The following is a 14,815-nucleotide window of genomic DNA, read 5'->3' as shown; positions in this document are numbered from 1 at the left end:
CGCGATCCCGCACTCTGGCAGGTTCTATGGCCGACGCTGACACCTTCTATATCACGACCGCGATCTCGTACCCGAACGGCGCGCCGCACATCGGCCACGCCTACGAGGCGATCGCGACCGACGCCATCGCGCGCTTCAAGCGGCTCGACGGATGCGATGTCTTCTTCATGACGGGCGTCGACGAGCACGGCCTGAAGATGGCGCAGACGGCGGCGAAGGAAGGCATCGGTCCCAGGGAACTGTCGGACCGCCACACCGCCCAGTTCATCACCATGGTGGACGCCCTGAACATCTCGCGCGACCGTTTCATCCGCACCACCGAGCCCGCGCATTACGCCGCGTCGCAGGAATTGTGGCGGCGGATGAAAGCCGCCGGCGATATCTATCTGGGTACCTACGAGGGCTGGTACTCGGTGCGCGACGAGGCGTTCTACGACGAGAGCGAAACGACGGTGCGCGACGGCGTGCGGCTCGGCCCGCAGGGCACGCCGGTGGAATGGACGACGGAGCAAACCTGGTTCTTCCGCCTCTCCGCCTATCAGGAGCGGCTGCTCGCCCATTACGACGCGCATCCCGATTTCATCGGCCCGGACAGCCGCCGCAACGAGGTGGTAAGCTTCGTGAAGGGCGGCTTGCAGGACCTGTCCATCTCGCGCACGACGCTCACCTGGGGCGTGCCGGTGCCGGATGCGCCGGGCCATGTCATGTATGTCTGGGTGGATGCGCTGACCAACTACCTCACCGGCGTCGGCTTCCCGGACGAGAACGATGCCGACTGGCGCTTCTGGCCGGCGGATGTTCATGTCATCGGCAAGGATATCACCCGCTTTCACGCCGTCTATTGGCCGGCGTTCCTGATGTCGGCGGGGTTGGCGATTCCGAAGCGGGTGTTCGGCCACGGCTTTCTGTTCAACCGCGGCGAGAAGATGTCGAAGTCGGTCGGCAACGTCATTGATCCGCTCGCGCTGGCGAAAGCCTACGGCGTGGATCAGTTGCGCTACTTCCTGCTGCGGGAGGTGCCTTTCGGGCAGGACGGCAGCTACAGCCACGAGGCGATCGTCAACCGCATCAACGCCGATCTAGCCAACGATCTCGGCAATCTGGCGCAGCGGTCGCTGTCGATGATCGCCAAGAACCTCGACGGCGTGCTGCCCGCGCCCGGCTCGCTCGACGAGGCCGACCGCACGCTGCTTGCCGCCACCGATGCTCTCATCGGCAAGGCGCGGGCGGCGATGGCGGATCTGGCCATCCACACCGTTCTCAACGATGTGTGGGCCGTGGTGGCGGACGCCAACCGTTATTTCGCCGCGCAAGCGCCGTGGGCGCTGCGCAAGACGGACCCGGAACGCATGGGCACGGTGCTTTACGTCACGGCGGAAGTGCTGCGGCAGGTGGCGATCTTCGCGCGCATCGCGACGCCGGACGCCGCCGCGCGTTTGCTTGATCTGCTGGCGGTGCCGGAGGAGGCGCGCGATTTCGCCGCGCTCGGGGAGGCCGGCCGCATCGCGCCGGGCGTGACGCTGCCCGAGCCCGTGGGCGTGTTTCCCCGCTATGTCGAGCCGGAGGAAGGGGCCGGCGCATAATGCTTGTCGATACGCATTGTCATCTGGATTATTTCCTGAAGGAAATCGACGGCGTGCTGGCGCGCGCCGCGGCTGCGGGCGTGGGGCAGGTGGTGACGATCTCCACCCGCGTCCGCGAGGCCGCCACCTATCGCGCCATCGCGGAGGCGCATCCGGGCGTCTTCTTCTCCATCGGCACGCACCCCATGCAGGCGAAGGACGAGCCGGATGTGACGCTGGAGGAAATCATAGCGCTCGCCGCGCATCCGCGTTGTGTCGCCATCGGCGAGGCGGGGCTCGATTACTTCTACGAGCGTGAGTCGATGGCCGTGCAGAAGGAGGTGTTCGTGCGCCACATCGCGGCCGCGCGCGCCACCGGCTTGCCGCTCGTCATCCATGCCCGCAGCGCCGACGAGGATATGATCGCCATTCTGTCGCAGGAAATGGCGAAGGGCCGCTTCACCGCCGTGCTGCACTGCTTCTCGTCCGGGCCGGAACTGGCGCGGGTGGGGGTGGAACTGGGGCTTTACGTCTCGTTCTCCGGCATTCTGACTTTCAGGAAATCCGACGAGATCCGCGCTATCGCCCGCGCGGTGCCGCTGGACCGGTTGCTGGTGGAGACGGACGCGCCTTATCTCGCGCCGCTGCCTTTCCGGGGCAAGCGCAACGAGCCGGCTTACGTCGCTCACACGGCGCGGATGCTGGCCGAGGTGCGGGGCGTCAGCGAGCAGGCGCTGGCGCAACTCACCACCGAGAATTTCCGCCGGTTGTTCGGCAAGACGGGCAGCGACAGGCTGGCGGGAAGTCTCGCCGCATGACGCTCACCGTCACCATTCTCGGCTGCGGTTCCTCGACGGGCGTGCCGCGCGCCGGGGCCGGTTGGGGCGCGTGCGATCCCGCCAACCCGAAAAACCGGCGCCGCCGGTGCTCCATCCTCGTCTCGCGCGGCACGCGGGAGGCCGGGGAGACGCTGCTTCTCGTCGATACCGGGCCGGATCTGCGCGAGCAATTGCTCGATGCCGCGGTGGAAAAGCTCGACGCCGTTCTCTACACGCACGAGCACGCGGACCACACCCATGGCATCGACGATCTGCGCACGCTGGCGCTGGCCCAGCGCCGCCGGCTGGATGTCTACGCCAGCCCGGCAACCGGGGCGCTGCTGCTCCAGCGTTTCTCCTATTGCTTCATCACCCCGCCCGGCAGCCATTATCCGCCCATCCTGACGATGCACGGCCTTGCCGACGGCGAGCCGCTGACGCTGGCCGGAGACGGCGGCGCGATCGGCGTGCTGCCGGTGCGGGTGCATCATGGCGATATCGATGCGCTGGGCTTCCGCTTCGACATCGGATCGGGCGCGATTGCCTATATTCCCGATGTCGTGCAGGTGCCGGAGGCCGGCATCGCGCCTCTGCGCGGCCTCGACGTTCTCATCATCGACGCGCTGCGCGACAACCCGCATCCGTCGCATTTCTGCGTGGAAGAAGCGCTCGATCTCATTGCGCGCGTCGCGCCGCGCCGCGCCGTTCTCACGGATCTGCACGCCGATCTCGACTATGACGCGCTCAGCGCGCGCCTGCCGCCGGGTGTGGAGCCGGCTTACGACGGCATGCGCATCGTAACCGGATGAGGGCGGTTCGCGAACCGCCCCCGCTTCCCGGATTTGCCGCAACCCGCCTCACACGCCGCCCGGCAGGCTGACGCGGTTGATGAAACTGACGATCGGCAGGCTGACGTCGGCATGGCTCATGACGGGCGTATGTCCCTGATCCGCCACGAGCACCGTTTCCAGCTTGCCGTGGCGCGCCTGCATTTCCGCCAGCGTGTCCGGGCGCAGGATATCCGATTTCTCGCCGCGCACGACGAGCACCGGCAGCTCCTTGAGGCCGTCGAACATCGGCCACAGCGGCGGAGCCGCCTTCGTCAGGTCGATTCCTTCCAGCGTGTTCTTGAGCGCGGGGTCGTAGGCGAGTTGCAGCTTGCCGTCGACTTCGTGCCAGGTGCCGTGCGCGAGCGCTTCCCAATGGCTGTCGTCAAGGGAGGGAAACTGCGCGTCCGAATAGCTCCTGAGAATGGCGATCGCCTCGCCGTAATCGGCGGGCTGGGGCAGCTTGCCCAGATAGCCGCGGATGCGCACGAGCCCCTGCGGCTCCACCACCGGGCCGACATCGTTGAAGACGACAGCGTGGATCAGCTCCGGCGCTACGGCGACGAGGCCGAGCACGATCAGGCCGCCGCGCGAGGTGCCGACGAAAACCGCCTTCGGCACGCCGAGCGCCGCCAGCACCTGCTGAAGATCGTCCAGCTCGGTAAAGGGGTTGTAATGCGTCCAGTCCGGGTCCCATTCCGAAAGGCCGCGCCCGCGATAGTCGATGCAGATGACGCGGTGAGGCTGCTGCGGGTCGTTGGCGAGCAGCGTCGCGAGCGGATGGAAATCGGCCGCGGTCCGGGCCATGCCGGGCAGGCAGACGACGGCGGGCGTCTGCGTCACCTGCGGGCCGTACTCGCGCACATGGAGCTTCAGCCCGTCCTTGGCCGACACATAGACGTCGCGGAAAGCCTGATCATCGCGGGAAGTCTCGTTCGTCGTCATTTTATCCTCTCCTGGCGATTATTCGGCTTCCGGCGGCCGTTGGTGTCTTGGCCGGAAAATACGCGGCGCGATTCGCCCTCGCGGCAGACGGCATGCGCAGGGTATTTTCCCGACTATCACCGGTCTGTGACCACTGTATTATTGCATGAGGATAAATCTTTGCTTTCGCTCAGTTTCGGCGGCGCATGAACGTGAGCTATCCTAGTTTCGGCCGCGTTCCATGTCGCTGGAAAGGCGCAGAGCGGTCTCGTTGTTGAGGCGTGCGCGGTAGACTTGCAGGTTTTCAAGCACCCGTTGCACGTAATTGCGCGTTTCGGCGAAGGGGATGCGTTCCACCCAGTCGACGGGATCGACCTTGAGGGAGCGTGGGTCGCCGTAGGCGGCGATCCACTTGCGCACGTTGCCGGGGCCGGCGTTGTAGGAGGCGATGGCGAGAATGTAGGAGCCGTTCCATCGCGCCACGAGTTCCCCGAGATGGCTCGCGCCGAGCCGCGCGTTATAGGCGGGATCGCTGGTGAGGCGCGTGAGATCGAACGGCAGCCCGGCGCTGCGCGCCGTCGCCTGCGCGGTGGCGGGCATGAGCTGCATCAGGCCCCGCGCGCCGGCATGGGAAACGGCCTTGCCGTCGAAGGCGCTTTCCTGCCGGGTGATGGCGTAGATCATCGGCTCCTCGATCGCCGCGCCGTCGACGCCCGGAATGCCGAATGTGGGGAAGGCCGGCACGTCGAACGGCTTGCCGCGGTAGCCGGCGGCCTTGCCGAGAATGAGCGCCGCGCGCGCGTCGCCCGATTCGTGCACCTCTTCGGCGAGCGCCGCGAGATGATCGTCGTCGAGCGAGCGGGCGAGATCGGGCAGGAACAGCAACGCGAGATCGGTTTCGCCCGCTGCGAACAGCAGCCGCATGGCCTGCGCGGGCCGCATCTGCGACAGATCGAAGCGGGCCTGCGCGGTAGGCTCCGGCAGCGCACGCACCGCCAGGGCGCGGAGGCCGAGTTCCTCGCGCGCGAGCTGTCCGTAATAGGTCGTCGAATGATCGGCTGCCTGCGCGAAATGCGCCTGCGCCTCGTCCGCCTTGCCCAGGGCCCGCGCGGCGCGGCCGCGCCAGTAGGCGACGCGGGCGATGGAGATCGGCAAGGTGGCGTGCGGCGCGGCGTCGGCGAAATGCGCGGCTGCCTTCGCCGGCTGATCGAGAAACCGCAGCGCGATCCAGCCGGCGAAGAAGGCGGCCTCGATATGGTCCGATTCACGAACGGCGAAGGGCAGCGCCGCGACCTCGTAGGCGGCCCGCGGCTGGCCGGCGTCGAGCAGGGCGCGGGCGACGAGCCGCTGTTCCAGCGCCCAGCCGGAGCCGCTGGCGCCGTCGTCGGCGACCGGCCCCTCGGGAACGGGCGCCTCGATGACGCGGATGGCGGGCGTATCGTCGGCGCCTTCGGGCAGGGCCGTCTGCTCCTCCTGCTCCGTCCGTTCATTCGCCGCCGGGCTCGGGGCGGCGGTCGGCTCGGGTGCCGGTTTGGGTGCTGGCTTGGGCGCTGCTTGGGCGAGCGCGCCCGCCGCCGCCTTCAGGTCGCCGCCGCGCCGCTCCAGCCGCGATTTCGCCAGCAGCCATTCGGGTGCGTCCTGCAACGACGCGGGAACCGTCTGAAGCAGCTTGGCGGCGTCGCGCGTGCGCTTCGTCACGGCCGTGAAGGCTTCCGCGAGGGCAACCTCGTCGCGCCCCGCCCGCAGCGCCGCCTCGGCGGCGGTTTCCCACTCGCCGGCATAGAGCAGGTTGCGCATGCGGATGCGGTGATCGTCGGCGGTGAGGTTGCCGCCGTGCGTGTCGAGCAGGGAGCGGCGGGCGGTGGTTGAAAGGGGCTCTTCGTGCCAGAGCGCGCGGGCCAGTGCGAGCGCTTCCTCGCCGCGCCCGCCGCCGGCCAGCGCGCGGCTGTAGGCGAGCTTGCCCGCCACCGTTGCCGGTGGTTGCCCGTCGAAGAAAACGAGCACGTCGTCTGCCGCCGGGGCGCTTTGCAGAAACTGAGCCTCGATGCGCCGCCGGAAAGCGGCGGCGCCGGGCCAGTCGGGATTGCGCGCGAGAAAAGCCTCGATGCGCGCCCGCTCGATGCCCGCGCCGGCCGAGCGGATGGCGATCCATTCCAGGGTGTCGCGCGTCGCCGGATCGGGCACGCGCGCGGCGGCGGCGTCCGCGGCCGCCGGATCGCCCGCGCGGTAGAGGGAAAGCGCCTCCCGGAAGGCGGGGATGTCGAACGCCGGCCAGCGCGGCGTCACTTCCGGCACGGCTTCCGGCGCGGCGGCTTCCGGGACGGGCGTCGGCAGGGCTGCCGTTTGCATCGACGGTTCCGGTGTCGCGGCTTCGGTCGCGGGCGCTTCCGGCGTCCTGTCCGCCGCCTCGCGCCTGTCCGCGATCAGGCCCGGTCCCAGGATGACCGCGACGACGGCGAATGAAAGAACGAGCGCGGTTCGCAGGCGCATCAGCAAATCCCCCTGGCGCATAATCCCCAAAAGTGGATGCCGCTTTTGGGAAAAGGCTATGCCTGATCAAAAAGCCGGAGCATTTTTTCGTTTCAGGAAACGTAGAAATGCCCTGGCGTGACGCATCAACGGATGAAACCGGGCTTCGGCCCCGCTGCCGCCAGCCCGCCGGCCGCCTCGTTTCCGCCAATGTCGCCGACAAGCGTTCAAGAATTGTTAACCACGACCGTGGCCGAGGCGTCGCGACACGAAAAGAAGCGTCGCGACACGAAAAGATGGCGACAAACGCACCCGATTGTTCCGCAAGCGGCAATATGAGACTTTGCGCAACGGCGTTCGGATGTTTAAGTAGCGGCTTGCGCGGGTCGTCCAGGCCCGACGACGATCAGACCATACCCGGAGAGCCCCCGTCATCCAGGGGGATATATCATGACAGCAAATCCCCGCTTCAAGGGTTTATACACCGCGCTCGTGACGCCGTTCCGCGACGGCGAGGTCGACGAGGGCGCCTTTCGCGAACTCGTCGCATGGCAGATCGAGAGCGGCGTCGACGGCCTCGTACCGGTCGGCACGACGGGCGAGAGCCCGACGCTGAGCCACGACGAACACAAGCAGGTCGTCGCATGGGCGGTGGAGGAGGCGAAGGGCCGCGTCCCGGTGATGGCCGGCGCGGGCTCGAACAGCACCGCCGAAGCCATCGACTTCGCCCGTCATGCGGAAGAGGTCGGCGCGGATGCCGTGCTGGTCGTGACGCCCTATTACAACAAGCCGAATCAGGAAGGGCTCTATCAGCACTTCAAGGCGATCAATGACGCCATCGGCATTCCGATCGTCATCTACAACATCCCGCCCCGTTCGGTGATCGACATGTCCGTGGAGACGATGGCGCGGCTCTTCGAGCTGCCGAACATCGTCGGCGTCAAGGACGCCACCGCCAACATCGCCCGCGTCAGCTTGCAGCGCCAGGTGCTGGGGCCCGATTTCATCCAGCTCTCGGGCGAGGACGTGACGGCGCTCGGCTTCGTGGCGCACGGCGGCCACGGCTGCATCTCCGTGTCGTCGAACGTGGCTCCCCGGCAATGCGCCGATCTGCTCCACGCCGCGCTGACGGGCGATTTCGCCACCGCGCTCGCATGGCAGGACCGGCTGCTGCCGTTGCATACGGCGCTCTTCATCGACACCAATCCCTCGCCGGTCAAGTATGCGCTCGCGCGCGTAGGGCGGATTCGCGACGAGGTGCGCCTGCCGATGGTGCCGGTGTCGGCGGCGGCGAAGGCCAAGGTCGACGAGGCGCTCGCGCATGCCGGCGTGATCGACGGATAACCCGATGGCGCCGAAGGAGAAGGGCGGGCAGCGGATTGTCGCGGACAACCGCAAGGCCCGCTTCAATTACGAGATCGTCGATACCATCGAGGCGGGCATCGCGCTGACCGGCACGGAGGTGAAGGCGCTGCGCACCGGCAAGGCCACGATCGGCGAATCCTATGCCGGCCCCTCGGGCGAGGAGTTTTTTCTCTTCAACGCCTATATCCCGGAATATTTGCAGGCGAACCGCTTCAACCACGAGCCGCGCCGCCCGCGCCGGCTCCTGCTGCACAAGCGCCAGATCAACCGCCTGCTGGGCGCCACCCAGCGCGAGGGTTTCACCGTCGTGCCGCTGAAGATCTATTTCAACGATCGCGGGCGCGCCAAGGTCGAGATCGCGCTTGCACGCGGCAAGAACCTGCACGATAAGCGCGAGACGGAGAAAAAACGCGCATGGGATCGCGACCGCGCGCGGATCATGCGCGACAAGGGCTGATGCCGCCGCTCGATGAGCCTGATTCATCGGACGGCGGCCAAGCCCCGGCCCGCCGATGGGAGGTGAGCCGCTCAGGCCGCGTGCGGCACCGCGTCCAGAAAGGCGCGCACCTGCGAGAACACGGCCCGGAACATTTCCGGCGTCAGCACGCGCGTGCTGGTGTTGTAGCGCGAGCAGTGATAGCTGTCGAAAAGGCGCAGGCCGTCCAGATCGTGATGGCCGCCGTGGCGGAAGGCGACGCGCGACGGCGTGCGGCCCAGAGCGCGCACGGCGGTGTCGTGCGCCACGCGGCCGAGCGCGACGACGGCGCGCAGCTCCGTCATCTCGGCGATGGTGGCGGAGAGGAAAGAGCGGCAGGAAACGATTTCCGCCCCCGTCGGCTTGTTTTCCGGCGGCACGCAGCGCACCGCATTCGTGATGCGGCTGTCCGTCAGTTCGAGCCCGTCGTCCGGTGTCGCCTCGTAGCTGCCGTGTGCGAAACCGAAGGCCAGCAGCGTCTCATAGAGAAGATCGCCGGCGTAATCGCCCGTGAAAGGCCGCCCGGTGCGATTGGCGCCGCGCAATCCCGGCGCAAGCCCCACCACCAGCAGCCGTGCGTCCGAAGAGCCGAAGCTCGGCACCGGCGCATTGAACCATGCGGGCTCCCGCGCCCGCCAGGTGTGGCGAAAGGCCGCAAGCCTTGGACACAGGCCGCAATCGGGGTTCGGCACGGCGCCCGTTTCAGGCTCCGCGACCGTTGTCATCGTTGTCCACCGGGTTCCTGATGCCGTAGCGCCGCTCGACGAGCGACCGGCCCTTGATCGTCTCGGGGCGGTCGTCGCCTTCCGGCGCAACCCGCACCGCCCGTTCGGGACGTTCGCTGTGCTCGCGGCCGATGAGGGGAATGAGCTGCGTGATGTCGATGAACTCGTCCGCCTGGCGGCGCAATTCGTCGGCGATCATGGGCGGCTGGGTCTGGATGGTGGAGACGACGAGCACGCGCACGCCCCGGCGCTGCATGGCCTCCACCAGCGAGCGGAAGTCGCCGTCGCCCGAAAACAGGATCATCTCGTCGATATGAGGGGCGAGTTCGAGCGCATCGATGGCAAGCTCGATATCCATGTTGCCCTTGACCTTGCGCCGGCCGGACGAGTCGATGAATTCCTTCGTCGGCTTCGTGACAACCCGATAACCGTTGTAATCGAGCCAGTCGACCAGCGGACGAATGGACGAGTATTCCTGATCCTCGATCATGGCGGTGTAATAGAACGCGCGGATCAGGCGGCCGTTATGGTTGTAGGAGCGCAGCAGCCGCTTGAAATCGACATCAAAGCCAAGGGTTTTGGTCGTGGCGTAAAGATTGGCCCCGTCGATGAACAAGGCGCGCCGGCAGATTGTGGACATGTTATATTTCTCTAAAGTTAAGTATAATTGACTGATGCCGCGACTGTCTCGCCCAGCGCAGCGAACGTGTTCATCGGCCGGCCCGGACTGGCCGAGGAATGATTATGCTTTAACTTTGGCAATATGCATCGTGCCTTTCAACCGCAATCGCCCGCAACCGCAGTCGCCCGGATCGTTTCCGGCAGGTCAGGCGGCACGCACCACTCCGCATGCATCACTCGCTGCCCCGCCGTGCAACCGAAGGATGCCGACCAGAAAACCTGCTTCTGCACAATACCTAATTTCCGATCGGATTCAAACGAATATTGATGAGGAATACGTTCGGGCATCAATACCAAGAGAACAGGCATCAAACCTGCGATATATACATATAACAAGATAGCGTGGCATATAATTTACATCTTTATATCGCATATGGCCATCCACGCAAGGAGAAAACAATACGGCACGGCTACCTTCTCCATGGAGAATATCGAAACCACCGGATCGTGGAGACGGGGCGGGTGGGGAAACCGCCCGTCTCCTGAGCCGCCGACCGGGCCGCCGCATGGAGCGGGCGCGCCTTTTTCACGCCGGCGTCAGTCCGTGAGGCGTTCCACCGCGCTCACGTAGCGCGTCGTCCGCAGTTCCGCGACCAGGCTGGTGAGATGCTTGAGGTCCCATACCGACAGCCGGATGGTGATGTGGGTGAAGTCGGGCGTCGGCCGCTTCATCGCGACATCCTCGATATTGGCGTCGTGGTCGGCGATGATCTGCGTGATTTCGGCCAGCGCGCCGGGGGCGTTGACGGCTTGCAGGGCGATGATGGCGGGAAAGCGCCGGATGTTTTCCTCGTCGACATCCCAGCGCACGTCGAGCCATCGCTCCGGCTCGTGCTCGAACGCCGCGAGCGCCTTCGACTGGATCGGGTAGATGGTGATGCCCTTGCCGGGCGTGAGGATGCCGACGATGCGGTCGCCCGGCACGGCGCCGCCTTCGGGCGCGAACGTGACCGGCAGGTCGCTGTTGAAGCCGCGAATCGGGATGGCGTGGTTGCCGTCGGCCTCGCTGTCGGGCACCTTGAACTTCAGGGTCTCGCTGCCCTTGAGGCCGAACCAGCCGTGACCGGACAGGCCGTCGACGGTCGGGCGCCGCTCGTCCTTGTAGTCGGGATAGACGGCCTTGACCACATCGCCGGAAAACATCTCGCCGCGGCCCACCGCCGCCAGCGTGTCGTCGAGCGACCCGCGCGCCAGCCGGGGCAGGGCGGCTTTGAGCTTCTCGTCCGAATAGGCGCGGCCGGCGCGCGCGAAGGCGCGCTCCAGGATTTGCGCGCCGAGCCCCGCATATTGCCGGCGCACCGCGTCGCGCGTCGCCCGCCGGATCGCGGCGCGGGCTTTTCCGGTGACGACGAGCGATTCCCACGCAGCCGGCGGCGTCTGGCCGTCCGCGCGGACGATCTCCACCTCGTCGCCGTTCTGCAATTCCGACAAAAGCGGCGCGATCTGGCCGTTGATCCTGGCTCCCACCGCGGTGTTGCCGACATCGGTATGGACGGCATAGGCGAAATCGATCGGCGTCGCGCCGCGCGGCAGCGCGATGAGTCGGCCCTTGGGCGTGAAGCAGAACACCTGATCGTGGAACAGCTCCAGCTTGGTGTGTTCGAGAAACTCCTCCGGGCTGTCGCCCTCGGCCAGCAGGTCCACGGTGCGGCGCAGCCATTGGTAGGCGCGGCTTTCGTTGAGCAGGCGCTGCGTGCGCCCGTCCTTGTAGAGCGCGTGCGCCGCGATGCCGTATTCCGCCACGTCGTCCATCTCCTGCGTGCGGATCTGCAATTCCACGCGCTGGTGGCCGGGGCCGATGACCGTGGTGTGGATGGAGCGGTAGTCGTTCTGCTTCGGCGTCGAGATGTAATCCTTGTAGCGGCCGGGCACCATCGGCCAGGCGGTGTGGACCATACCCAGCGCGCGGTAGCAGTCGTCGATGGAGCCGACGATGATGCGGAAGGCGAAGATGTCCGACAGTTGCTCGAACCCGAGCGACTTGCGCTCCATCTTCTTCCAGATGGAATAGGGACGCTTGCGCCGCCCCTTGACGCGGGCCGCGATGCCCTTTTCGGCGAGCCGGCCGGTGAGGTCGCGCTCGATCGTCTCCACCAGCTTGCCGTTGCGCGCGCTGACGGCTTCCAGCCGGCGGCCGATGGTCTCGTAGGCTTCCGGCTTCAGGTGGCGGAAGGCGAGGTCCTCCAGCTCGTCGCGGATTTCCTGAATGCCCATGCGCCCGGCGAGCGGGGCATAGATGTCCAGGGTTTCCTCGGCGATGCGCGCGCGCTTCTCCTGCGCCATGAAACCCAGCGTGCGCATGTTGTGCAGCCGGTCGGCGAGCTTCACCAGCAGCACACGCACATCGGCGGCGATGGCGAGCAGCAGCTTGCGGAAGTTCTCGCCCTGCGTCGCCTTGCGCGACACGAAATCCAGCTTCTTGATCTTGGTGAGGCCGTCCACCAGCGCCCCGATCTCGGGGCCGAACAACTGGTCGATCTCCTCGCGCGTCGCGCTGGTGTCCTCGATCGTGTCGTGCAGAACGGCGGCGACGATGGTGGCGTCGTCGAGCTTGAGATCGGTCAGGATCGCCGCGACTTCCAGCGGATGCGAGAAGAACAGGTCGCCAGAGGCGCGTTTCTGGTTGCCGTGGGCGCGCATGGCGTAGACATAGGCGCGGTCGAGAAGCTTTTCGTCGGCGTTGGGGTCGTAGCGCTTCACGCGCTCCACCAGCTCGTACTGGCGCATCATCGGCGCGCTCCGGCTCGCCCGCGCCGTTTCCGCCCCTTCCGCGGCCCGCTCCGGCGCGGGGCCGATTTCCTTCACCTGACTGTCCGCCACAATGATTCCGACTTCCTTCGCCTGCGCGCCCTTCCGGGCCAATGTAGAATTATGACAAAGGTTTCGCTGAAAGACAAAGATGATTGTGCCCGCTCGCGCGCGCCCGCACGGCGGCGCAGCGCCGGATAACGAAAAGGCCCGGAAAGATCCGGGCCGGTCGCATCGTCTGGTGCGGCGACGCCCCTGACGGGACGCGGCATGCGAAATCTCAGTCCTCGTCGTCGCTCGCGGCCGGCGGCACGAGCCCCTCAAGGCCGCGCAGCAGATCGTCCTCGCTCATGCGGTCGAACTGGATTTCGCTGTCGTCGACCGCGCCCGTCACCGAGGTGCCGATCAGCGGAACGGCGTCTTCCTCCGGCTCGTCGACCTCGACGTACTTTTGCAGGGAGTGGATCAGCTCTTCCTTCAGATCCTCCGGCGCGAACTTCTCGTCCGCGATCTCGCGCAGCGCCACGACGGGATTTTTGTCGCGGTCGCGCTCGACCAGCAGCGGCGAGCCGGAGGAGATCATGCGGGCGCGATGGCTGGCGAGCAGCACCAGCTCGAAACGGTTATCGACCTTGTCGATGCAATCTTCGACGGTGACGCGAGCCATGGCGGGCTCCTTCTCCTGCGCGCAACGGTATATGACGAAGCGAACCGGTTACACCATTTTGCGCCGAAAAGCAACGCCGGCTTGCGGCGATGTCACAATTCGGCCGCGCCCGCGAGCGAATCGCCGCGAAACAGCGGCACCGCCGTTTCCTGAAGAAAGCCGCCGGCGAGCCGGTGAATGACCGCATCGATCACGAGGCGGGTGATCCGCGGCGTATTCAGCGACGCCACGTCGTCGATCCCGACCCAGACGAGTTCCACCAGCTCGTGATCGGGGCCGTGCGCGCCCTCCACCGTATGCGCGATGGCCGAGGCGTCGATGGCGAAGAAGCGTGCGTCGAAACGGCGCGGATAGCGCGGCGGCGTGATGGCGCGGGCGACGAAGTGCAGCGCGTCCAGCTCCGGGAAGACGGCATGTTCCGCGAAGGCGCGCCAGGCTTCCGGCGTCTCCTCCGGCGCGCCGTAGTCCGTGGAGCCGACGAGGTGCCCCGTCTCCTCGAACGTCTCGCGAATCGCCGCGAGCGCCAGCGCGCGGGCGGCGAGCGGGGAGGGGTCGTCGACCATCGCCATCAGCTTGCGCTCCGCCGCCGGGTGAAGCGCGCCGGCGACGACCATCTCGGCGTCGCAGGGCTCCAGCCGCCCGCCGGGAAAGACATAGGCGTCCGGCATGAAGACGTGGCGCTCGTGGCGGCGGCCCATCAGCACGTAATGCCCGCCCGGCGTGCGGTCCATGATGATGAGGGACGCCGCGTCGCGCGGCACGATCTGCGTGTAATCCGGCTTGTCTTCCGCCACCTGGCTCGTTTCGCTCATGCCATTTCCCCTGTTATCGTTCGTGGGCGCTCTCGTCGCGCCGCGCGCCGTCGAAGCCGTGCATGCGCAAGGCCCATTGATAGCCCACCACCGCGCCCTTGACCGGCCGCATGAGAGCCAGCGACAGCGCCAGCGTCAACAGCGGCCATACGATCATCTGCGTCAGGGTGGAATAATCCGCAAGCATCTCCACCGCCAGCACGAGCGTGACGATGATATGCCCGACGATGGTGATCACGATATAGGGCGGCAGATCGTCCGCGCGGTGGTGGTGCAGCTCTTCGCCGCAGGCGGCGCAGCGGTCCGCGATGCGCAGATAGCCGTCGAAGAGCGGCCCCTCGCCGCAGGCGGGGCAACGGCCTTGCAGCCCGCGCCGCACGGCGGGCCAGACGGCGCGGTGCGGCTGGTCGGCACCGCTGCCGGTGAGGGATTCAATCGTCATGGACTTCCTTGACTGTGCGCACGAATGCGCCCTGTTGCGCCCCTTGCCCCGGCGGCGGCCGGATGAACGGATGCGTCAGGGCGGCCACGGTTTCCTTGAACAGATAAGCAAGCCCGAGTGCGAGGACGCAAGCCAGAAATGCCACGACGGCCTGCACCCAGGGCGTCAGTTGTACAAAAATGGTCAGCAGGCTCGCGCCGGGATGTTCGTCGGTCATGATAACTCTCCTTCAGGGTGAAGAAGCCACCAGAAAGGCACCTGAGCGCCCGCTGGTGGCCGGGAGAGTTAGAAAACCGCAAA

Annotated in this window: 14 protein-coding genes; 5 read left to right on the top strand and 9 right to left on the bottom strand. The window is 66.7% G+C overall.

Annotation, left to right across the window (positions count from 1 at the left end):
• Window positions 1–26 precede the first annotated feature (26 nt).
• From metG to ACOYJQ_RS01355, 3 genes are read left to right on the top strand one after another with little or no spacing between them, the layout of a single operon-like run.
• Window positions 27–1,583 carry a methionine--tRNA ligase gene (gene metG, locus ACOYJQ_RS01365; protein ID WP_433455781.1) on the top strand — a complete coding sequence of 519 codons (1,557 nt, stop codon included), beginning with the start codon at window positions 27–29 and terminating at the stop codon, window positions 1,581–1,583.
• Window positions 1,583–2,380, top strand: coding sequence for a TatD family hydrolase (locus ACOYJQ_RS01360; RefSeq protein ID WP_433455779.1), 798 nt, complete (start codon window positions 1,583–1,585; stop codon window positions 2,378–2,380). The genes metG and ACOYJQ_RS01360 overlap by 1 nt, the downstream gene beginning before the upstream one ends.
• Complete coding sequence (locus tag ACOYJQ_RS01355; RefSeq protein WP_433455777.1) at window positions 2,377–3,189, top strand: MBL fold metallo-hydrolase; 813 nt, start codon at window positions 2,377–2,379, stop codon at window positions 3,187–3,189. Before ACOYJQ_RS01360 ends, ACOYJQ_RS01355 begins: the two co-directional genes overlap by 4 nt.
• A 48-nt stretch (window positions 3,190–3,237) precedes the next feature.
• Here the strand turns inward: ACOYJQ_RS01355 and ACOYJQ_RS01350 are convergent, their stop codons facing one another.
• Both ACOYJQ_RS01350 and ACOYJQ_RS01345 read right to left on the bottom strand, forming a co-directional pair.
• Window positions 3,238–4,152 (bottom strand): alpha/beta fold hydrolase, encoded by a 915-nt coding sequence (locus ACOYJQ_RS01350; protein ID WP_433455775.1) that lies wholly within the window; start codon window positions 4,150–4,152, stop codon window positions 3,238–3,240.
• 201 nt (window positions 4,153–4,353) lie between these two features.
• On the bottom strand, window positions 4,354–6,621 hold the full coding sequence (locus ACOYJQ_RS01345) for a lytic transglycosylase domain-containing protein (protein WP_433455773.1): 2,268 nt from the start codon (window positions 6,619–6,621) through the stop codon (window positions 4,354–4,356).
• 429 nt (window positions 6,622–7,050) lie between these two features.
• On the opposite strand from ACOYJQ_RS01345, the gene dapA reads away from it, so the two are divergent.
• A complete protein-coding gene (gene dapA, locus ACOYJQ_RS01340; protein WP_433455771.1) occupies window positions 7,051–7,944 on the top strand; it encodes a 4-hydroxy-tetrahydrodipicolinate synthase in 894 nt (297 codons plus the stop codon).
• A gap of 4 nt (window positions 7,945–7,948) precedes the next feature.
• Entirely contained in the window at window positions 7,949–8,422 is a 474-nt protein-coding gene (smpB, locus tag ACOYJQ_RS01335) for an SsrA-binding protein SmpB (protein WP_433455769.1), read from the top strand.
• A gap of 71 nt (window positions 8,423–8,493) precedes the next feature.
• Here the strand turns inward: smpB and ACOYJQ_RS01330 are convergent, their stop codons facing one another.
• The 7 genes from ACOYJQ_RS01330 to ACOYJQ_RS01300 all read right to left on the bottom strand — a co-directional run bounded on the left by ACOYJQ_RS01330 (window position 8,494) and on the right by ACOYJQ_RS01300 (window position 14,732).
• On the bottom strand, window positions 8,494–9,165 hold the full coding sequence (locus ACOYJQ_RS01330; RefSeq protein ID WP_433455767.1) for a uracil-DNA glycosylase: 672 nt from the start codon (window positions 9,163–9,165) through the stop codon (window positions 8,494–8,496).
• A complete protein-coding gene (locus ACOYJQ_RS01325; protein WP_433455765.1) occupies window positions 9,143–9,805 on the bottom strand; it encodes an NYN domain-containing protein in 663 nt (220 codons plus the stop codon). The genes ACOYJQ_RS01330 and ACOYJQ_RS01325 overlap by 23 nt, the downstream gene beginning before the upstream one ends.
• Before the next feature lie 578 nt (window positions 9,806–10,383).
• Window positions 10,384–12,576, bottom strand: coding sequence for a RelA/SpoT family protein (locus tag ACOYJQ_RS01320; protein ID WP_433456397.1), 2,193 nt, complete (start codon window positions 12,574–12,576; stop codon window positions 10,384–10,386).
• 298 nt (window positions 12,577–12,874) lie between these two features.
• Window positions 12,875–13,261, bottom strand: a complete 387-nt coding sequence (gene rpoZ / locus ACOYJQ_RS01315; RefSeq protein ID WP_433455763.1) for a DNA-directed RNA polymerase subunit omega — start codon at window positions 13,259–13,261, stop codon at window positions 12,875–12,877.
• Window positions 13,262–13,353: 92 nt separating this feature from the next.
• On the bottom strand, window positions 13,354–14,073 hold the full coding sequence (locus tag ACOYJQ_RS01310; protein WP_433455761.1) for an NUDIX hydrolase: 720 nt from the start codon (window positions 14,071–14,073) through the stop codon (window positions 13,354–13,356).
• A 13-nt stretch (window positions 14,074–14,086) separates the two neighbouring features.
• Window positions 14,087–14,515, bottom strand: a complete 429-nt coding sequence (locus ACOYJQ_RS01305) for a DUF983 domain-containing protein (protein ID WP_433455759.1) — start codon at window positions 14,513–14,515, stop codon at window positions 14,087–14,089.
• Complete coding sequence (locus tag ACOYJQ_RS01300; protein WP_433455757.1) at window positions 14,505–14,732, bottom strand: hypothetical protein; 228 nt, start codon at window positions 14,730–14,732, stop codon at window positions 14,505–14,507. The genes ACOYJQ_RS01305 and ACOYJQ_RS01300 overlap by 11 nt, the downstream gene beginning before the upstream one ends.
• Window positions 14,733–14,815 lie beyond the last annotated feature (83 nt).

This window comes from Pseudochelatococcus sp. (assembly GCF_050946405.1).
Lineage (GTDB): Bacteria > Pseudomonadota > Alphaproteobacteria > Rhizobiales > Beijerinckiaceae > Pseudochelatococcus.
This window is presented reverse-complemented; position numbering and strand designations above follow the sequence as displayed.